We start from the raw sequence: 21,016 nt of genomic DNA, 5'->3' as shown, positions 1-21,016 counted from the left end.
GGTGATTCCTCCTGGACTGCCAAGCGAGATAGCAACGCTAGACTCCTAAGCTACCATACATTGCGCATACGGGGTGGCTTAGGGATTGGTGCAGTTGCGTGACTACTCCTGATCGAGGTCTTCTGGCTTGACCTTCATGCGGCGAATTGGCGCTTCACCCACATCAGTGCCAGCAGCGAAGGTTTTATTGCGCTTGGCGGGTTTAGCTGCGCCTGCTTTCTTCGGCCCTTGCTTGGCCTTCTTCCAAGGCTGAGGCTTGCTCTTGTTGGCCTTACGCTTTGGTGCCAGACCTTTAAAACTGGCAGCCAGACCTTCAATCTCAGAAAACTCGGGTTTGCCTTCGAGCATGCTTTCCAGCGTTTTGAAGCTGTACCAGTCTTTCGGGCCCACCAAGGAGAAGGCCTGCCCCTGATTGCCGGCGCGTCCGGTACGGCCGATGCGATGCACGTACTCTTCAACATGTTTTGGCATATCGAAGTTGATAACGTGGGAAACCTGCACAATGTCCAAGCCACGCGAGGCCAAGTCGGTGGTAAACAGCACCTTGGACTGGCCGCGGGCGAAGCCATCCATAATCTGATTGCGTTGACCTTGGTTCAGATCGGCGTTCAGTGCGGCGCTGTCGATGCCTTGCTGGTTAAACAACTCGGCCAGACGCTGGGTGTCGGCACGGGTGGCGGTGAACACGATGGCCTGGTTAAGCTCAGGCTGCTTGAGCAGCTCCGCGAGTTGCTTCTCCTTGTGCTCAACGTTATCGCTTAGGTAGAAGCGCTGGCTGATGTCTTGGTGCACTGCGAAGCCAAAGCCCACCGCGATGCGTTCGGGTGCTTGCAGCAGACCCTGCGCGATATCCTGCACTTGAGGGTCGTCCATGGTCGCGGAGAACATCATGGTTTGGCGCTTGCGGTGACTGGCTGCGCGGTTGATATGGTTGATTTGCGCGGCAAAGCCCAAATCCAGCATACGGTCTGCTTCATCCAGAATCAGCAGCTCCAGCCCTTCCAGATATAAATGGCGTTTGCTCAGGTGATCGGCCAAACGGCCTGGAGTGGCCACCACAACGTGGGGATCTTTGGCCAGCGCTTTACGCTGGTCATTAAAGTTCTCGCCACCGGTAATCAAGGTCGCTTTGAACGAGGTATTCGCCAGCAGGGTGCGTACCTGCGCAAACACCTGTTTAGCCAGCTCGCGGGTTGGCGCCAGCACTACACAGCGTGGATCGCGCTTGGACAGGGCGCGCTGTTTAAGCAGGCGTTGCACTGCCGGTAGCAGGTAGGCCAGAGTCTTGCCTGAGCCAGTCTTAGAGGAAGCCATTAGGTCTTTGCCAGCCATCGCTGCCGGAATGGCAAGGCGCTGGATTTCTGTCGCGTTATCAAACCCTAGGTGGCCGAGGGTGGAAAGTAGGCGTCGATCAAGTCCGAATTGGCTAAATGGCAAGGTGCTTCTCTCTTGTAGCTGATAGTTAACAGGCGGCGATTATACTCAGACCTGCTGCAATAGCGAGCAATTCCGGTGCTGGCAGCGGTTTAACGCGCTAATCACCCACCACCAAGTTTCGCCCGGCTTCCTTGGCATTGTAGAGCAGCTCATCAGCATGGTGAAGTTGCCCTTCCAGATGCTCGCTCAAGTCGTTGGTCACCCCGATGCTCACGGTGATGGTGAGCTGTTGGCCGTTGTAGTCACATTGGCTATCGGCGATCTGATTACGGAAGGCATCGAGCAGTTGGTAGGCCTGGTCGTTGCTTAGCCCCGCCATCGCGACACTGAACTCTTCGCCGCCGGTGCGACCAAACACAAACTTGCCCAAACAACGCTTCAGGATTTGCGCAAAGTGTTTTAGCACCGCATCGCCGGCCTCATGGCCGTGTTGGTCGTTAAACAGCTTGAACTTGTCGATATCCATGACCGCCACTGCCAGTTGGGTTTGCTTACTTTCGGCTTGCTCGTAGAGCTCACGGGCCCGCTCGATAAAGAAGCGACGGTTGGGGATCTCGGTCAGGTAGTCTTGATAGGCGGCTTTCTCCAGCTCTTCGAGCATACTCAGGGTATTCAGGTTGTGGCTAACCCGGCACTGAAACTCTTCCACCGAGAAGGGCTTGTGCAGGAAGTCGTCGGCGCCATTTTTAATGAACTTGCTGGAGACGATGACATTGTCGGCTGAAGAGAGCCCAAGAATCGACAGGCGCCGAGTGGCCATCTCGTGGCGAATGGTTTGCACCAGTTGATAGCCATCCATTTCCGGCATCTGATAATCGGTAATCAACAGCTTGATTTCTGGGTCATCACGCAGGGCTTGCAGTGCTATCGCGCCGTTCTCGGCCTCGATCACCTGATAGAGGTGGCGATTGAGTTGACCGACGATATATTTGCGGGCGCTGCGCGAATCTTCAGCGACCAGCACCTTTACATTGCGGTTTTGATAGAGCTGGTTGAGTAGGTCCATCGCCAGCTCGTAAGAGTAGCGCCCCTCCTTGAGCACATAGTCGACCACGCCCTTGAGGATGAGCTCACCCTGATTTTTTTCATTGAACGAACCCGAAAGCACCACGGTCGGTAGGCCTTGTTCGAGCAAGAAGTCGATGAGTTCGCCGTTGGGTGAATCCGGCAGGCTGTAATCGGACAAGGCGGCAAAGTACTGATCCGGCGCGCTCAAATACAGCTGCTTAGCTTGTTCAAAGCTGGAAGCAAACACGGGCTTTAGGTGGGTGAGGCGGCCACTGACGTGGCGAATGATCTTCAGAACGGTGGCGCTGTCATCGACTATCAGCACTTGGAGCATAACGTATTCCTTCTACTGCACTTGGCTAAGTGTAGAGCATCCTTGCAAACTCGAATGGTGAAGATAGACGGCTGGGGGCAAAACGCAAACGTGGATGATACTGCTCCAAATCTCTTCATTTGCTGTGGGTATCTTCTCTGCCACGATGACTAAGCGCTACCTGCCACTTGGTGGGCTTTCGGTATAGTATGTTGGAATTACTCAGAATTTTTGTGGAATGAGCATGTATTGGACAGAGTTTGCCACCGTGGCCTTGGTGCACTTGTTGGCGGTGGCCTCGCCCGGGCCTGATTTCGCGGTGGTGCTGCGAAACGGCGTTACTCAAGGGCGGCAAGCGGCGATGCTAACCTCCATCGGCGTCGGCTGCGCCATCTTTATCCATGTGCTGTACTCGGTGCTGGGGATCGGCCTTATCGTAGCCAACTCCTTATGGCTGTTTAATCTGGTGAAGCTGGTGGGGGCGGGCTATCTGATTTACATCGGGATTATGTCGCTCAGAGCCGGGGCGCGTAGTCAGCAGGATATTGAGCTGGATGGCGGCAATGCCATGACCCCTCGGCAAGCCTTCATCAACGGCTTTCTGACCAATGGCACCAATCCGAAGGCCCTGCTGTTCTTCCTTTCACTGTTCTCGGTGGTGATCAGCCACGACACGCCGATCGCGGTGCAGTTCGCCTATGGTGTGTACATGATGGTGGCAACCGCACTGTGGTTTATGCTGCTGTCTTACTTGCTGACAACGCAACGGGTGCGCAGGCAATTTTTGAAGGTGGGTCACTGGTTTGAACGCACCATGGGGCTCGCCTTGCTAGGCTTGGGAATTCGTTTGCTTTTTAGTGGTCATAAATAATGCTTAGACTCAGCTCACTCAGATGGCCTTCACGGGAGCAAGTGCAATGACACAGCCAGCATCAGAGGTAAACAAAAGCAAGCGATGGGCTTGGTGGAAAATCTTACTGCTGGTGGTGGTCGGTCTGTTCGCGGTCTATTTGCTGCTTGCCTTAGTCGCTGTGCCTACCCTTGGCCGCTCGCAGGCAGAGAAGCAGCTGAGTGCGCAACTTGGAACACCTGCCCGTCTTGGATCGCTAACCTTTCATCCCTTTAAACTAAGTGCTCAGTTAAGCGAGCTGGAGCTGGGCAGCGCAGAGGAGCCATTGCTCTCGCTGCAGGCCGCCAGAGTCGAGCTATCGCTATCGTCAGTGCTTGAGCGTGCATGGCTGGTCACCGCGATAGAGCTTGAGCGCCTGCATGTGCATGTGAGCGTAGACGAGCAAGGGCTACTTAATTGGCAAAAGCTCGCCCCGTTTCAAGCGCCTGCGGAGTCATCGCCAAATGAGGTTGAGCAGCCTGCCGATGGTGGGCTACCGCGCTTTACCCTCAGCAATACTCGTCTGATTGATGCTCTAGTAGACTATCGCGACGCGCGCAGTGGCAAGTCGCTGAGCCTGGATCCGATCAATCTTGAGATCAGTGAGCTGAGTAGCTACCTGGCTGCCGAAGACCAGCAGCACCGCTTGGACATGAGTTTTAGCAGTGGTGGCGAGCTACATTGGCTGGGGCGCTTAGACCTGATCGATAGCCACTTACAAGGCGCGCTGAGCCTCAAGCAGATCGCCCTAAGCCCGTTGGTGCAGTTGGTCGAACTGCCGGTGGATATCCAGTTGCAGCAAGGCAAGTTGGATCTGGACTTGGAGTTGGATCTCGATTTTGCCGAGGAGGTTGAGCTTAAACTCGCCGGTGAGCAACTGACAATTGCCGATCTGCAGTTAGCCATTGAGCAGCAGCCATGGCTAAGTCAGGAGCGACTCCGCGTTAGCGGCTTGGCATTTGATTTAGCGCAACAACAGCTATCCGTCTCCTCGATCGACTCCGAGGGCTTATCGCTATGGCTAGCTCTGGATGACGAGCAAGAGCTATTGCCACTTGCGAAGCTTCAGCCGGAATCATCTGCAGAGAAGCCCGCTCCAGAACCGGAACCTGCTGAGTCAGCCTGGCGCTGGAGTGTTGAGCAAGTAGCTATAGCCAATGCCAAGCTGCGCTTTGATGAGCAGCTCTCCGGCGAGCCTGTTCAACACCAGCTGCTGCTGGAAGCCCTGCGAGCTGGCGCGATTGACTCTCAGTTGCAGGCCTTCGATAGCCAGCTGAGTCTCTCCATTGCAAGCGGTGGGCGCTTAGACTTTGCCGGACTCGTTGACCCTTCAGGCCAATCCTTGGCGTTAGCTGGCGAGATTGATCAGCTCAATCTGGGCCTGCTTAACCGCTACCTAAGCCCTTATCTGGAGATATCGCTCCAGTCTGCGCTGTTCTCGGCCACCCCTGAGCTAAAGCTGAGCTGGGCGGAGCCGCTCAGCTATCAGCTAGCTGGTGGTTATCAGTTAGGGCAGCTGAAGATTATTGACCAGCGAGACCAAAGTGAACTGCTAGCTTGGGACCGCTTAGATGTGCCTTCGCTGGAGGTGGACTCGCAAACTCGGCTGATTCGTATTGCCAGTAGCCAGCTGGATGCACCTGCCATGCAGATAGAGATCCGCCCCGATTTCAGCACCAACTTGCAAGGCCTTGTAAAGCCCACCAGTAGCCCCAGCGATAGCTCAGCCAACGATGAGCAGCCGGCGAGCCAAGGTGAAGATAGCGAGCCGGCGCCTTGGACCATTGAGCTGGCGGGCTTGAGCCTGAAGGATGGTCAGGTGGATTTTGCTGACTATACCCTTGAGCCGAACTTTCAAACCGATATCCAACGGGTCAATGGACAACTTGGCGCTTTGAGTAACCACCCGGATAGCTCGGCCGAGCTGCAACTTAGCGGGCAGGTGGATGGCTATGCGCCGGTTGCCTTCCAAGGCTCTGCCGCGCCGTTTGCCGAGCAGTTGCAGTTCGACAGTGCGCTTAGCTTTGAACACCTGGAGCTGACCCGACTGAATGCCTACTCAGGCACCTACGCGGGCTATGTGATTGAGCGGGGCCAGCTGTCGCTGGACCTGGGTTATCAGGTGGAGCAAGGCCAGCTCAATGGCGACAATCGCATCGTCATCGAACAGCTTAAGCTGGGCAAGCGGATCCAAAGCGAGAAGGCTACCAGTTTGCCGCTGGAGCTGGCGGTAGCCCTGCTTGAGGATGACCAAGGGGTGATTGACCTCGGTTTGCAGGTCAATGGCGATATCAATGACCCTAGCTTCGATGTCAGTGCGCTGATCGGCAAGGCCATTGGTAGTGCGATTACCAAGTTGATTACCTCGCCCTTTTCCATTATTGCCAGCTTGGTGGGAACCGACGACAACCTCAGCCAAGTGAGCTTTGCCCCGGGCAGCAGCGAGCTAACAGCTGCGCAGAGCCAGCGCATTGCCTCGCTAGCGAAGGGCATCCAGCAGCGCCCTTCAGTCAAGCTGGGCCTACAGGGCTATGTTGACCCGGTCGGCGAGGCTGAGGCGATCAAGCAGCAACTGCTTAGCGAGCAACTGCTTAGCGGTCAACAGCTTAGTGATCAACAGCAAAGTGCTGGCGAATCGGATGCCGCAGTGGCATTAATCGGCTTGGATGAGATCCTCGTCGAGCCCTCGCTGCAAACCGCGCTTGAGCAAGCCTACCTCGAGGCCATACCCGCGGAGCAAGCCACTGAAGCCTACCAACAACTGCGCCAGCAGCTGCAGGCCGAGGACCGCTTAGCCGCGCTGGACGAGGAGTTACTGGGTTTGCGTTACCAAACTCTGATGGACATCCAGCAGGTGGACGAGCAGCGCTACAAGGCGCTGGCAGAGGCACGCGCCGATGCGGTTAAGCAGGCCTTGCTGGAGCAGGGGATCGAGTTGGAGCGGGTGTTTGTTGAACGGGTCGACCGGCAGAGCGCCCAAGGCGAGCCATCGGTGGAGCTATCGATACTTGCGAACTAGCCCTTTCGCTCTTTTGTCTTTTCGCAAGAGCGCGCCAGTCAAAATGCGGTGGCACAGGTTGTTGACCACCGCATTTACTGAGCTAGTCCGATTCTTGTTTAGCGCTGCCCACCAACTGTTTATGCAGGTAAGACAGGCCGAGCAGGCTCAGGCCCATGCCCAAGAACGACGCCACCCGCAGCAGCCCAGTGAGCCCTTCCATATCGACCAAGAACAACTTGCCGATGGTCAGCAGTAGCTGCGCCAGACCAAACTGATACACCGCCTTCAGCTGATAGCGATGCCCCAGCAAGATGGCGGCAATGGCCAGTAGCAGCCACATCAGCGAGAAGCTGTACACCTCTGCACTGGAAATCGGTAGATCCCAGCGCACGCTGCCCTGCCATAAATGGTGTAATGCGATGTTCAGCCACAGCCAGATTGTCGCCGCTGCAGCATACCAACAGTAGTTGCGCCATGGGCGATGGAGCTGTCCACCAAGCGCTAACAGCAGGGCCGGCGTGGCAAAGCTTAGGGTGCTGAGGTTAAACAGCGGCCAGCTGCCCACGTTCTGCCACAGCCAAGGCAAGTTATAGGTCAGCGCCATCAGCAATAGCGTGTAGTTGGCAGCAGCAGCGACCAACAGCACCACGGCATAGCCTTGGTAGTAGCGGCGCAGTTTGCCCGCCAGATGGCTACGGTATTGATAAACCAGCGCCAGCGCGCCAAACAGCAGCATGTTCAAGCTGGCCTCGGTGGCGCTGTAGCTGCGTTGGAACAGATCGCCGTTGTGCAACAGATAGCGCAGGGCGGCCCACAGGCTGAGTGTGAGCAGGTGGATCATCGCGCCCTCGCTCCAAGCCTTGAGCTGCTGATAGCGACCCAGTTGCTTGCCTGCCAACACGCATAGCGCGGTAGCGGCAAAGCCATTGAGTAGTAGCCATAGCGATTGCTTATCGAGCTCAAACAGCAGTGGGTGCAAGCTTAGGCGGCCAACCACCAGCGTTAGCAGCACTTTGTAGGCCCAGGCCAATTGCGGCAGACGGAAGCGCTTGATGGTGGCGGCCAGCGCCCATAGCTGTAAGCTCAGGGCGAAGGTGAGGCCAGTGCTATCGAGCAGCCAGCTTACGCTCAGGGCATAACAAAAGTGCCCGGCCAGCGATACGCTGATCGCCAGACTGCGCCACTCGCGCCGCCCGGCAACCCGAGAGAGCAAGGCGAAGTTTAGCAGGCCAACCAGCAAGGTGATCACTACCCACGGCATATTGCCAGCCCACAGTGACGTGCTGAGATTGGGCCGCAGCAGGTAGCCGCTTAGCAGTAACAGCGGAGTACTGAAAAACGCCAAGCTGGCCCACAAGGCTTTGGCGCGGCAGTGCTTGAGGCTGTAGCCCGCCGCAGCAAACACTAAGGCTGCCAAGGCCAAGCCGCTGTAATGCCAGGTACTTAAACCCGCTTGGGCCAGCGGTAGCATGCTTAGGCTATCCACATCAAACTGACGCGCCAGCAATATCGCCAATAGCCCTATCAGGTACAGCCACGGGTAGTAGCTAAGCCGCTCTTGGCGGCTACTGGCCCATAATAGCAGCGCCATCAGTGGTAGCCAGCTCCAGCTGGCAGGGCTGCTTAGACTGACGGTAAGCAGGCTCAGGCATTGGGCTAACACCAACAGGCCAAAGGAGAAGGCTTGGATCTCACGTGGCTCGCGGCCTGGTTTTACTAACCTGAGCAGCGCCGCTTTATAGGGGAAGCGCTTGTCTGGATAGCGCAGCACTTGAGTTAGTGCCCAATCGCCGCTGGGGAAGGCCAGCAGCAGATAGCCAAGCACCGCCAGGTAGGTGGATTGCAGCAGCACCAGCGTCGGTGTGTTAGCCGCATCAACAATGCTGAGGCCAAACCACAGTAATGCGCCCGCTAGCGCGCCGTACCAGAGCCAATCGCGGAACACATAGCGCAGCACGCCCAAGGCGCTGATGCTTACCAGCAGGCTGTAACCAAAGGCCATCGGCCAGTTAGACTCGCTGGCACCCAGTACTAGCGGGACCAGATAGGCGCCAAGTATGCCCAGCCCGGCCAGTGGCGGACCGTAGAACAGTGCCAGCCACATGGTGGCGACGGCGGTTACCGCCAACAGCGTAAAGCTTAGCCATTCGGGAATTAAGTGATAGAGGTGTTGGGCGGAGAGAACACTGGCGAAGATACATAGGCTGGCCCCGCCGGCTAAGGCGCCAAGGGCGACCGGTACATCAGGTAGGGTGCGCTGACGCAACTTGATGGCAACGCCATGCAGCAACAAGCCCATTGCTGCACCTATGCTCACGCGAGCGGCAGGGGAGAGTAAGCCCTCTTCGATGGAGTAGCGCACCATAAAAATCCCCGCCAAGGCCACGCAAAGGCCACCACTCCAGGCCATCCAGAAACGCTTCAGGTGCTGGATAATCGGGGATTCGGTAGGCGTCGCCCACGCGCTTGCGGGCTCTGGTTCTAGCTGTGACTTGTCGATAGCCTTGGTGGGGCTTGCCGCTTGTTGAGACTCGGTTGCGCTCTGAGCTAGGGACTCCGGTACTGCGCTGCCAGTCTCCGCGACAGGAACAACTGGCGGGGGCTCGGTGATCGTTGAGGCTGGCACCGCTTCAGGCTCAGACAGGGAATCGCTTTGCTCTGCTACAGGGGCTGCGCGCTGTTGCGAAATTTGACGCTGCAGGGCTTCGACTTGCTGCTCCAACTGCACTTGCCGCTGTTTAAGGCTGCGGATTGACGAGCCAGCGTTGCTGGCCATCACGATGGCAATTATCGGCAGCACCAGCACCGCCAAACCTATCATCACCACAATTTCCACGATAAGGTCCTTTTAGAATTCAGTGCGTTGACTATAACGGAGCTAAGCCGCTGTTTACAGTGACCTTTTGAATTACTAAGACGATTAACAAAAAGAGAACAACAAAAAAAGGCACCCGAAGGTGCCTCAAAAGCAAGAGAGCTAAGGAATAGTTTTAGGCTTGCTCAAGCTCTGACGCTTCTGCGTCATCTTCACCACGACCTTTCATGGTGCTAATCATCAGGCCAGTGATAACCAAGGTGGTTACGATGCCGGCGATGGTTGATACGTTCATCGGCAGACCGAAGCCTTGTGAGCTTGAGTTCAGGATGAAGGTCACCACTACAGTGCTCATAAACATGGCTGGCAGGGTAGTAATCCAGTGCAGCTTGTTGTGGCGTAGCAGGTAGGCTGAGGCAGTCCACAGCATCATTACTGCAGTCAGCTGGTTCGCAAAGCCGAAGTAGCGCCAGATAATCCCGAAGTCCACCTGAGTCAGGATGGCACCTACGGTGAATACCGGTACCGCGATAGCCAGACGGTTCTTCACTTTGGTCTGCTTCATGTTGAAGTATTCAGCCAGAATCAGACGGGTTGAGCGGAACGCGGTGTCGCCAGAGGTGATTGGCAGGATAACCACACCCAAGAAGGCGATGATGCCACCGAATACACCCAGCAGGCCGAATGATGCGTCGTATACCACTTTACCCGGGCCACCGTCAGCAACTGCAGCAGCCAGAGAGTCAACGCTGCCGAAGAAAGACAGTGCAATAGCACACCAAATCAGGGCGATAACACCTTCACCAATCATTGCACCGTAGAACACGAAGCGACCGTTCTTCTCGTTTTCCATGCAGCGCGCCATCAGTGGAGACTGAGTCGCGTGGAAACCAGAGATAGCACCACAAGCGATGGTGATGAACAGAGCAGGCCATAGTGGCATGTCGTTCGGGTTCATGTTGCTAAACATTTGGCTTGGCTCGAAGCCAGCTAGTACTTGGTGATCCGCCGAGAAGGCAATCGCGGTAATCAGGCCAACCGACATAAAGATAAGCAGCGCGCCGAAGAACGGATAGAAGCGGCCTATCACTTTATCGATAGGTACGATGGTGGCAACCACGTAGTAGGCGAAGATAATGGTTACCATGCTACCCAAGGCAACGGTCAGCTCGGTTTGCGAGTTGATCAGGTTAGTAATCATGCCCGCTGGCGCCGATACAAACACCACACCCACCAACAACAATAGAACGACAGCAAACACATTCATAAAGTGGCGAGCAGCTGGGCCGAGGTAACGACCAGCCAGTGCCGGAACAGACGCACCGCCGTTACGCACTGACAGCATGCCAGAGAAGTAGTCGTGGGTTGCGCCGGCGAAGATACAGCCGATTACAATCCACAGCATCGCCGCTGGGCCGTACAAGGCACCCATGATTGGGCCGAAGATCGGGCCAACACCAGCGATGTTAAGAAGTTGAATAAGGTAAACACGTTTTTGCGACATTGGCAGGTAGTCAACACCGTCTTGCTTAGCGTAAGCCGGGGTTTGACGGTTTTCGTTGATGCCAAAGACTTTCTCGACGAACGCGCCGTAGATGAAGTAGCCACCAATCAAGGCTGCTACGCAAGTTAGGAACCAGATCATGTTGCTGTCTCTCTGTTTTGGGTAGGGGTACTTAAATCTGTGAGCGATTGTAACGAGCTCAGCACTTGCTCTCATTTGATCACTAGCTAAGCGGTGCTATCGAGACCTTAGTGGTCGAAATAGCCAGTAAGTGGTAGTGATTTATTTGTTACTAAAATTTAAGGATTTGAGCGGGATCACAAAGCGGCGAGTGACAGCGATAGGCGGGCGTTGCGGGGCGCGTTTCAGGTAGTAGGGAAATGTGTTCAAAGATTCAGGGCAGCCCGCTGGAGGCTGCCCTGTTTAAAGCGAAACTTAAGCAAGATCGAGGCGAGATCTAGGCGCGCTCAGCGCGCAGGCTTACCGGCTCGGTAACGCTCACTTCTTCTTCAACCAAGTTGTCGACGATAACCGCGCAGGCCGCATCACCGGTAATGTTCAGAGCGGTGCGGATCATGTCAAACACACGGTCCAAAGCGAACAGCAGCGGCAGGCCTTCGATAGGAATACCGGCTGCCAGCAGTACTGCAACCACCAAGAAGGACGGGCCCGGTACACCGGCCTGACCGACAGCGCCTAAGGTCGAGGTGAGAATGATGGCAATGTAGGCTCCCATGCTCAGATCTACGTCAAACATCTGGGCGAAGAACACTGCAACCAGACCGTAGTAGATGGCGTTACCGGCCATATTGATGGTGGCGCCCAGTGGCAGCACGAACGAGGCGGTGGAGTTGCGCACTTTTAGTTCGTTCTCCACGGTGTCCATGGTCACTGGCAGGGTAGCCATCGACGAGGCGGTAGACAGTGCCACCACCTGAGGCTTCTTCATCATCGAGATAAACTGGCGAGCGCTGACTTTAGAGAAGGCTTGAACCATCAGCGGGAAGCCGATAAAGCCAAAGATTAAAATCGCAGCTACATAAACAAAAAACAGCTTGGCCACCACGGTCAGGGCGCTAAAGCCGAAGGTGCCTACCGCTTCAGCCATCAGGCCAAATACACCGAGAGGGGCAATCAGCATTACCTTGTTGATCATCCACACCATCGCTTCAACAATCGAGTTTACCCCGTTGATCAGCGGTTCGCGGCGGCTGCGCTCCAGGCGGGAGATCGCGATGCCGAAGAACATGCAGAACACCAAAATTTGCAGGATGTTACCGCCGGTTAGCGACTCAAACACGTTGGTGGGGATCATCCCGGTGATGGTTTCCCAGAAGGTCGGCAGCTCACCTTGCGCGGCGTATTCTGTCGAGAACATGCCTTGTACTGCGCTCATGTTTACACCAGATCCAGGCTTAAACACAATACCCATCAGCAATGCCAAGGCAACCGCCAACGCTGAGGTGATGCCGAAGAAGCCCAGTGTGGTCATGCCCACTTTGCCGGCGTTTTGGCTGTTGCCCAGACCCGCGGCGCCGGAGATCAGCGCCACTGCCACCAGTGGGATCACCAACATTCTGATTAGGTTAATAAAGATTGTTCCGAGCGGGGCGAACACCGCAGCAGACTCGCCCATCATGGCACCGATTGCGGTACCCAGGACCATTGCGATTACCACCTGAACACCGATATTGCCCAGATACCCTTTTGCTTTATCCACGTTTTACTCTCCACCATGAGATTGTTGAAATTTGGCGATATCTATTAACCTTTTTCAAAAGGCTAACGAAAAACTCCAAAGGTCTTTTATTATTTGTTCTATTAATCTGCAACATCAGGGTGGGATAACTGCCACTAAGATCAGGGTTTTACACTGAGCTGTTAGCAAAACTGAGAGTTTTGCCCTCTAGGGCGAGGGCAAGGTGATTGAAGAACGTGATCTGAGGCGTTAGTTACAGACCAAAGTGCTGTTTGATGGACTTAAAGTAGCGGCGGCTCACTGGCAGTTGGGCACCGTGGTGGGTAAACAAGATGGCACCTCCGTTGTCTTCGATGGCGATCTCCTTGATCGCCTCGACGTTGACCAGGTACTGACGATGGCAGCGCAGCAGCGGCGTTTTGTCCTCCAGCGCCTTCAAAGTGATCTGAGTGTGGTTGGTGCCCTCGGCGGTTACTACATGCACGCCACTGAGGTCGGAGTAGGCATACTCGATATCCTGCTGGCGCAGCAGTTTCACCCGGTTGTTAAAGTAGCAAGGGATCAGCTTCAGTGGCTCATCCTGCAGCATGCTTTGATAGCTGTTGGGTGTCGGCTCGGGTTGGCGGGCTTGCAGGCGCACCAAGGATTTTTTTAAGCGCTCCGGCACCACCGGCTTTAGCAAGTAGTCCACCGCGTTACGCTCGAACGCGGCAAGGGCAAATTCGTCGTAGGCGGTGACGAAGATAATCTCTGGGGCATGCTCGCCTTCGAGCATGTTGGCCAGCTCCAGCCCGGTGATCTGCGGCATCTCGATATCTAGAAAGATCACATCGGGTTTGTGGGTCGAGAGCGCCTTAAGGCACTCCAAGGCATTGCCATAGCTGCCAACGACCTCGATATCACTGTGCTGTTTGAGCAGCTCAATCAGCTCCTCGCGGGCTAGTGGCTCATCATCCACCACAAAGGCTTTCATTAGTGTTGCTCCTTATTCGGCAGGCTGATCACCATCCGAGTAAATTGTTGTGGCTCGCTTTCAACCTTTAGGCAGTATTCGCCACCAAACTCATGACGCAGGCGCATGTCTACGATATGCATGCCCAAGCCTTCTTCGCTGGGTGCCTCTGGTTGTTGATAGAGGCCGGCATTGTCTTCCACCACAATCTGCTGGATACCACTATGTTCGCGGCTGTAGATCTTAAGCTTGCCGGTTTCCAGCAGCTTCGAGGTGCCGTGTTTAATGGCATTTTCTACCAGCGGTTGCAGACTAAAGCTGGGCAGCACCTGCTGCATCAGATCATTGTGAATATCTACGTCCACCTCCAGGCGGTCGGCAAAGCGCACCTGCTCGATATGCAGGTAGGCCATGGTGTGCTCCAGCTCGCTGGCCACGCTGTTGAGCTGCTGATTGCTCTTGAGGTTGTTGCGCAGAAACAGCGCTAAGTCGGCAATCAAGCTGCGCGAGGCATCGGCATCGCGGCGCACCACTGCGCTAATGGTATTCAGGGCATTGAACAAGAAGTGTGGGCTGATCTGCGCCTTGGCGGCTTTCAGCTCGGCTTCGGTGAGCAACTGCTTTTGCTGGAGGTAGCGGCTTACGGTGAGCTGCTCGGTGAGTACGCTGGCAATACCTTCGCCTAAGGCGCGGTTAATGTTGAGAAACAGCCGGCGCTTCGACTCGTACAGTTTTACCGTACCAATTACCTCGTTTTCAGCGCCGCGGATTGGCACCACCAAGGCACTCCCCAGTGGGCAGTTGTCGCGTATCGAGCATTGGTATTGGTCTTCCAGGCCGTTGGCAAACACCACTCGGTTTTCCTGAATGGCTAGGGTGGTTTGACCGGTGGAGATGGGCATGCCCGCTTTATGATGGTCGCTGCCCATACCGGTGAAGGCCAGCACTTCCTTGGTGTTGGTGATTGCCACCGCCGATACGCCGATCTCTTGGTAGATCACCTTGGCGATCTTCTCGGCGCTCTTGTTGTTAAAGCCCTCGCGGAACACCCCAACCATTCGTTGGGCGAGGCGCAATGCCTTGGTGGAGGAGTAACTGGTGTACTTGTCGTAGATCCGGCGGCGGTCACGGATCATCATCATAAACAGTGCCGCGCCACAGGAGTTGGCCAGCAGCATCGGCAGGGCGATCTGTTTTACCAGCTCCAACGCTTGGTCGTAGGGCTTAGCGATGAGTAGGATCAGACCCATCTGCATTGCCTCGGCCACCAAGGTGACGGTAAAGGCCAACAAGGGCGAGAATAAGTCTTCGCTGCGATGGCTGCGGCGGCGCACGTAGTAGTGGACCAAGCCGCCCAACAAGCCCTCGGCAGTGGTCGATACCGCGCAGGCCAAATCGGTAAAGCCGCCCATATAGTAGCGATGCAGGCCGCCGGTTAGTCCGACCATATAGCCGATGGTGGGACCGCCAAACAGGCCGCCCAGTACGGCGCCAATGGCGCGGGTGTTGGCAATGGCATCGCCCACCAGCACCCCAAAGTAGGAGCCCAGTGCACAAAATGCCGAGAACAGCAGATAGATGGTAACGGTGTTAGGCAGGCGCGGACTTAGGTTGGTCAGCGGCAAGAAGATGGGGGTTTTACTGAGTAAGTAGGCCACCACCAAAAACACACTCATCTGCTGGGCCAGCGCCAGCAACAGGGTAAAATCGTTAATCGGCATCGCTTGTTTCGTTAGGATGTAGGTATCATAGCGCCTATTTTCTGAGCGGGAGTTTCGGCTGCCCGAAAATGCGAGCTGATACCTAAGTTGTTGTCTTTAGGTATATACTGCGACCCGTTCAAGTGAGAGGCGTTATGAATAGTTTGACCAGGGTGTTAGAGCACCGTGATTTTATCGTGATTTCCAAGCCAAGTGGACTGAATTTTCACAGCGAGGATGGCGAGCTGGGTGTGGTTGAACGGGCGCGCCAGCAGTTTGAGTGCGAACTGTGGCCAGTGCATCGCCTCGACAAGCTCACTTCTGGCTTGCTGATTTTGGCCACCAACAAAGCGGCCGCCGCGCACTTTCAGGAACTGTTCTCCCAAGGACTTATTAACAAGTACTATCTGGCGCTGGCTTCGGCCAAACCAAAAAAGAAGCAGGGCTTGGTCAAGGGCGATATGCAAAAAGGCCGCAACGGCAGTTGGCTGTTGGCGCGCAGTCAGGATAACCCGGCGATTACCCAGTTCTTTAGCTACTCGCTTGCGCCGCAGCGCCGGCTGTTTTTACTCAAGCCCCACACCGGTCGAACTCATCAGCTGCGGGTCGCCATGAAAAGTGTCGGCGCGCCGATCTTAGGTGATAAGCGTTATAGCGGTGAGGACTACCTGCGTGGCTGCCTGCATGCCTATGCCTTAGACTTTGATTGGCGGGGTGAGCAGATCCAACTAGCGAGTGCCGCCGAGCTCTTCGAGTGTGAAGGCTTAAGCGAGCAGTTGACGGCTCTGAGTGAGCCGTGGCAGGTCAGCTTTCCTAAGCTCAAAGGCTAGCTAAGCTGCTGGGCGAGCGCCTTCGATGCACGCAGCGCCAGCGCATAAATAGTGAGCTGAGGGTTCGCACCTAAGCTGGTGGGCAGTATCGAGCCGTCGATTACTGACAGGTTTTCCAAGTGGCGATAACGACCGAGGTCATCCACCAAAGAGCGCTGGGTATCGCCGCCCATGGGGCACCCGCCCATCACATGGGCCGATACCACCTTGGTTTGCAAGGCCTCCATCGGCAGCGTCTCAATCAAGGTCTTTGCCTCGGGCCAGCTAAAGCACAATCCGGCCTGCTCATGCAACGGATAGACCGCCTCGGCACCGGCAGCAAACTGCAGCTCGGCCATACTCAGCAGTGCCCGCCTTGCCCCATCCCAAAAGTAATCGTTAAACGGATAATCAAGCAGAGCACTGCCATCGTCGCGCAGCTCTACCTGCCCGCCTTGGCTGTGCGCATCAAAGCCGTCGCGCAGCAGCGCCAGACACACCTGAAGGCGATTAAACTGCTGCATCAACTGTTGATGCAGCTTGCCGAAGCCACATAACTTGGTTGCCACCAAGATAGGATGCAGTGGCGGTACCTCCAGCTTGTAGCCCAAACCTTGGCGCGGCCACAGGTGCTGATCGGAATAGACCGACTGGGGCGCGCCTTTGTGCCCCTCCACCTTAAAAGGCATCAACGCGCCGCTGATGAGCACCGGGTGTAAGAAGGTGCGCTTGCCAATCAGCTGGTGGGGATCGGGCAGCTTGGAGCGCAGCATCAAGGCCGGACCATTGATACTGCCGGCCGCCATTACCACATGCTTTGCCGACAGCGAGAACGAAGGCGCATTGTTGCTGGTGCTGGCAAGGGTGGGCTTCAGGGTCAGCCCGGTCACTCGCCCTTGCTTATGTTCCAGCGTCCACACTTGATAGCCCGACAGCAGCCAGGCACTGTGCTCCAGCGCCTGCGGAATACATGTGGTTAGCATCGACTGCTTGGCATTGGTCGGGCAGCCCATACCGCAGTAGCCCAAGTCCCAGCAGCCTTTGACGTTGCGCGAGATAACTTGATGGGACCAGCCAAGCTGCTCACAGCCTTGCTGCAGGGCGCGGTTATTGGCGTTCGGCGGTACCTGCCAAGGGCTGATGTTGAGTAGCTGCTCGGCCTCTTCAAAGTAGGGCTGCAAGTGCTGCTCGCTAAGCGCGCTTAAGCCATGCTGATCTTGCCAGTGCTGCAAGGTGGCGTTGGGCGTGCGGATCGAGGTGGTCCAGTTCACCGTGGTAGAGCCGCCGACACAATGCCCCTGCAAAATGCCGATCCCCTTGTCTTTGGTTTTGCGGGAGGCCGCCTCTTGGTAGAGGTCGGGATAGGCCTGCGCTTCTTGCAGGTTAAAATCGCGGCTGGAGCGAAACCGCCCCGACTCGATAATCAGCACCGATAGTCCTGCTTCGCTGAGGATCTTAGCGCTGATCCCCCCACCCGCGCCGGAGCCAATAATCACCACATCGAACTCGGGCCAACGCTCTGGCAGCGACTCGGGAGAGTAATGTTGCCAGCCTGCTGCCAAGCCCTTGGCAATGGGGTCATCCAGCATGTGGCGTACTCCTCTCGAGGGCGAAGCTTTTGAAGGGCTCGGGCAGTTGGTAGTCGAGGGCAGGCCAGTTGGCAGGGTTGCCATACCACGAGGCCATGACCAGCTCATGGAGCCCTTGATAGGCTTGGTTGAGCAGCGCCAGGCTGTGGAAGCGCCAGTAGTTGAGTAGCTGTATGCGCTGTTTAATCGAGAACTTGGAGAGATCGCTCACCCCGGCGCTAAGCAGTAAAAAGCTTCCTCGGCGATGCAGCAAATTGAGTAGCTGAGAGAGCTCTTGCTGGGTGCTAGCGGGCAGATAGCCGTAGGCTTGGTCGATGGCTTGCAGCAGACTGTGCAGCTGCTGGGCGTCGGGCCTTATCGGGTAGAGAAGGCTGGGGGCCATCATTGCCAGCACCTCCAGCTGCGTTGCGCTGAGATGCCGAGCCTTGACCCGTTGCTGGGGTAAATCCTGCGGGCGGCTCAGATACCAGCCCAGCAGCCCGCCTGCGCCAGCCAAGCTGGCTAGCAAGAACTGACGGCGAGTGAAGCGTTGTGACATTGTTGAAGCGTCCCTGGTCCAACCTGTTTGCTTCAGTGTGTCGCAGAGTGGCTAGTGTCGCCAATCGACGCTGCAAAAACTTGCGCTGACGCAAGCTGTTGCAGCGAGTTGGTAGAGAAAGGGTAAAGCGAACTGTTACAGGTCGTTGCGCGGCTCAACCAGCACATCGGCAAATACCAGACCGGCGACCAACGACATAAAGATCAGAAAGGTTTGCGAGCCCAGATCCGGCTGATTGATGATCGACTCACCCATGATCATACTGTTCAGGCTGATATAGGTTTTACTGCCGGGAACCAGCAATACGATGCCGGGAAGCAGCACCACCGAGGCGGGGGCCTTCATCACGCGGGCATACAGATTGCCGTACAGTCCAACTAGCAATGCGCCGACAAACGGGCCCAAACCATCGCCGAGTACCTCGCTGGCGGCGATGCTGCTGACATAGGCGAGCACCCCCGACATGACGCACCACAGTGCGTCGCGCACCCTCACCTTAAATACCACCACCAGTGATAGCGATAGTACTAATGCGGCCAATGCGATCAGTTGCGCCGATAAGAAGGTCTCTTCCGGGAAGACGGCCTTGCCCCATAGCTTGGCGCCAATGGCCATGCCCAGTACCGTGCCGAAGTAGAGCTTAAACATCACCATAAAGGCGTCCACTAATCGGGCGGTGCCTGAGAGTAGTTCACGGGCGGAGACTTCCTTGAGGGCGAGGGTAATCGACAGCCCGGGGATAAAGATGATGATGGCCGAGAGTACCGCTACCGACACGTTTAGCTCTGGCATAAAGCGAGTCATCGCCATCGCGCCGATTGCACAAAACATCGCGGAGGCTGGCTCAAGCGCCTTGGCGATACGTTGCGAGCGCGCCGCACCATGCACCAGTGCGTAACTGATCAGGCTGAGAATGGTGGAGCCGATGGTGGTTTGCCAGTTGCTGGAGATCAGCATGGCAAAGGCGCCACCACTGATACAAAACGCCAGCGCCATCAGCCACTCGGGATATGGACTATTGTCGGCTTCAATCTCGCGCAGTTTTAACAGCGCTTGGCTGGGGCTGGTTTCACCGCTGAGTACCCGGTCAACCAAGCGGTTCACCCTTGCCAGTGCGCCTAGGTTGATATCGCCCGGTTGGGTGCGCGCAATATGGGCCATTTCCAGCGGCATATGCTCGGGATCGTCCGAGGGCTCCCACATCACGAAGGTCAGGTTGGTCGGCTGGACCAAAAAGGTGCCGTCGATATGCAGGGTGCGGGCCACGCGAGTTAGCAGCGATTCCAAGCGTGCTGCCGGTGTGCCCAGTTGATGTAGTGCCTTCCCTAGCCGGATAACAAAGCGACGTTTTATATCGAAGTTTACCGAACTCATTGTTAATGGCTTTTTTAGCAAGGTGATTAAGGTGGCGCGATTATAGAGACAGTCAGGCCGGGAAAGAAGCAAAAAATAGTCGGATTTTCACTTCATGTATGACAATAAGCGAGGTCTCATTTGTCTGACAAAAATAGGAAAAAACACTGCTTTAAGGCTGATTTTGTCCGAAAAGTCGGTTTTTACACTGTTGCTGGCGGTTTTTTGCGCCGAAGATTGCAAATGGCTGTTGCCTTGGTATCGTTTTTATTCGTGGCCACACAACCAAAATAGCAAGGCCACCGTGCAAGCCAAGAAGGAGTTAGCTGTCAATGCAACAAGATCGCGTCAACAATATTCATATTGAGTCTCAACAGATTCTGATTACCCCCGAGCAACTTCGGGAGAAACTTCCAGCCAGTGATAACGCGCTGGAGTTCGTGCGCCGCTCGCGCAAGACCATCGCCAATATCTGCCATCATAAAGACCCGCGCCTGCTGGTGATCACCGGCCCGTGTTCAGTGCACGATGTTGAGCAAGCCAAAGAGTACGCCAAAAAGCTTAAAGTGCTACACGACAAGTACCAAGATACTCTGTTCATTGTGATGCGTGTTTACTTTGAAAAGCCACGTACCACGGTAGGCTGGAAAGGCCTGATTAACGACCCGCATATGGATAACAGCTTTGACGTGGAAGAAGGTCTGCACCAAGCCCGTGAACTGCTGACCTGGATTGCTGAGCTCGGCCTGCCAACCGCCACCGAAGCGCTCGACCCGATGAGCCCGCAGTACATCTCTGAGCTGATCTCTTGGGCGGCGATTGGTGCCCGTACTACCGAGTCGCAGACTCACCGCGAACTGGCCAGTGGCCTGTCGATGCCGGTGGGCTTTAAAAACGGTACCGATGGCAGCCTCAGCACCGCGATTAACGGTATGCAGTCGGCCTCTTCACCACACCGCTTTATTGGTATGAGCCCGCAAGGCCAGGTGGCCATCATGCAAACCGCCGGCAACCCGGACTGCCACGTGATTCTGCGCGGCGGCAAACAGCCAAACTACGATTCGGTAAATGTGGCACTGGCAGAAAAAGCCATGCAGGATGCCAATCTACCTGCCAGTTTGGTGGTAGACTGTAGCCACGCAAACTCAAGCAAAAACCACGAACTACAGCCGTTGGTTGCAGAGAATGTGATTCACCAGATCCAGGAAGGTAACCAGTCAATTATCGGCATCATGCTCGAAAGTAACCTCAAGGCAGGCAACCAGCCAAGCTCACTGCCTAAGCACGAGCTGGCCTACGGCGTGTCGGTAACCGATGCCTGTATCGATTGGGAAAGCACTGCCAAGGTGTTGGATAAAGCCAATCAGGATCTGGCTCAGGCTCTGCGTCAGCGCTTTAAGGATTAAGGA

The 21,016-nt window shown here is 55.8% G+C and carries 14 protein-coding genes; 4 read left to right on the top strand and 10 right to left on the bottom strand.

The window, feature by feature from the left end:
• Positions 1-102: 102 nt before the first annotated feature.
• Together G461_RS0109630 and G461_RS0109625 are read right to left on the bottom strand one after the other, a co-directional pair.
• The gene (locus tag G461_RS0109630; protein ID WP_026971685.1) at positions 103-1,437 is read right to left on the bottom strand and encodes a DEAD/DEAH box helicase; all 1,335 of its coding nucleotides are present in this window, start codon (positions 1,435-1,437) and stop codon (positions 103-105) included.
• Between the two features lie 97 nt (positions 1,438-1,534).
• Positions 1,535-2,779, bottom strand: coding sequence for a diguanylate cyclase (locus tag G461_RS0109625; RefSeq protein ID WP_026971684.1), 1,245 nt, complete (start codon positions 2,777-2,779; stop codon positions 1,535-1,537).
• Positions 2,780-3,002: 223 nt separating this feature from the next.
• Here G461_RS0109625 and G461_RS0109620 point away from each other — a divergent pair, with 223 nt between their 5' ends.
• Positions 3,003-3,629, top strand: coding sequence for a LysE family translocator (locus G461_RS0109620; RefSeq protein ID WP_026957685.1), 627 nt, complete (start codon positions 3,003-3,005; stop codon positions 3,627-3,629).
• A 46-nt stretch (positions 3,630-3,675) separates the two neighbouring features.
• A complete protein-coding gene (locus G461_RS0109615) occupies positions 3,676-6,666 on the top strand; it encodes a DUF748 domain-containing protein (protein ID WP_026971683.1) in 2,991 nt (996 codons plus the stop codon).
• Positions 6,667-6,748: 82 nt separating this feature from the next.
• Here the strand turns inward: G461_RS0109615 and G461_RS0109610 are convergent, their stop codons facing one another.
• The 5 genes from G461_RS0109610 to G461_RS0109585 form a co-directional block, all read right to left on the bottom strand.
• Positions 6,749-9,484 (bottom strand): DUF2339 domain-containing protein, encoded by a 2,736-nt coding sequence (locus tag G461_RS0109610; RefSeq protein WP_026971682.1) that lies wholly within the window; start codon positions 9,482-9,484, stop codon positions 6,749-6,751.
• A 154-nt stretch (positions 9,485-9,638) separates the two neighbouring features.
• Positions 9,639-11,108 carry a carbon starvation CstA family protein gene (locus tag G461_RS0109605; protein ID WP_026957682.1) on the bottom strand — a complete coding sequence of 490 codons (1,470 nt, stop codon included), beginning with the start codon at positions 11,106-11,108 and terminating at the stop codon, positions 9,639-9,641.
• Positions 11,109-11,424: 316 nt separating this feature from the next.
• The gene (locus G461_RS0109595; protein WP_026971681.1) at positions 11,425-12,687 is read right to left on the bottom strand and encodes a dicarboxylate/amino acid:cation symporter; all 1,263 of its coding nucleotides are present in this window, start codon (positions 12,685-12,687) and stop codon (positions 11,425-11,427) included.
• 232 nt (positions 12,688-12,919) lie between these two features.
• Positions 12,920-13,639 (bottom strand): two-component system response regulator BtsR, encoded by a 720-nt coding sequence (gene btsR / locus G461_RS0109590; protein WP_026957680.1) that lies wholly within the window; start codon positions 13,637-13,639, stop codon positions 12,920-12,922.
• Positions 13,639-15,339 carry a sensor histidine kinase gene (locus tag G461_RS0109585; RefSeq protein ID WP_026971680.1) on the bottom strand — a complete coding sequence of 567 codons (1,701 nt, stop codon included), beginning with the start codon at positions 15,337-15,339 and terminating at the stop codon, positions 13,639-13,641. The genes btsR and G461_RS0109585 overlap by 1 nt, the downstream gene beginning before the upstream one ends.
• 134 nt (positions 15,340-15,473) lie before the next feature.
• Here G461_RS0109585 and G461_RS0109580 point away from each other — a divergent pair, with 134 nt between their 5' ends.
• Positions 15,474-16,148 (top strand): TIGR01621 family pseudouridine synthase, encoded by a 675-nt coding sequence (locus tag G461_RS0109580; protein ID WP_026971679.1) that lies wholly within the window; start codon positions 15,474-15,476, stop codon positions 16,146-16,148.
• Here the strand turns inward: G461_RS0109580 and G461_RS0109575 are convergent.
• The 3 genes from G461_RS0109575 to G461_RS0109565 all read right to left on the bottom strand — a co-directional run bounded on the left by G461_RS0109575 (position 16,145) and on the right by G461_RS0109565 (position 19,628).
• Positions 16,145-17,716, bottom strand: a complete 1,572-nt coding sequence (locus G461_RS0109575) for a GMC family oxidoreductase (RefSeq protein ID WP_026971678.1) — start codon at positions 17,714-17,716, stop codon at positions 16,145-16,147. The genes G461_RS0109580 and G461_RS0109575 overlap by 4 nt on opposite strands.
• Complete coding sequence (locus G461_RS25495) at positions 17,706-18,254, bottom strand: hypothetical protein (RefSeq protein WP_051333484.1); 549 nt, start codon at positions 18,252-18,254, stop codon at positions 17,706-17,708. The genes G461_RS0109575 and G461_RS25495 overlap by 11 nt, the downstream gene beginning before the upstream one ends.
• Positions 18,255-18,389: 135 nt before the next feature.
• Complete coding sequence (locus G461_RS0109565; protein ID WP_026971677.1) at positions 18,390-19,628, bottom strand: threonine/serine exporter family protein; 1,239 nt, start codon at positions 19,626-19,628, stop codon at positions 18,390-18,392.
• A gap of 311 nt (positions 19,629-19,939) precedes the next feature.
• On the opposite strand from G461_RS0109565, the gene G461_RS0109560 reads away from it, so the two are divergent.
• A complete protein-coding gene (locus tag G461_RS0109560) occupies positions 19,940-21,013 on the top strand; it encodes a 3-deoxy-7-phosphoheptulonate synthase (RefSeq protein ID WP_026971676.1) in 1,074 nt (357 codons plus the stop codon).
• The last annotated feature ends 3 nt before the right edge of the window (positions 21,014-21,016 follow it).

This window comes from Aliagarivorans marinus DSM 23064 (genome assembly GCF_000429485.1).
In the GTDB taxonomy this organism is placed as follows: domain Bacteria; phylum Pseudomonadota; class Gammaproteobacteria; order Enterobacterales; family Celerinatantimonadaceae; genus Aliagarivorans; species Aliagarivorans marinus.
This window is presented reverse-complemented; position numbering and strand designations above follow the sequence as displayed.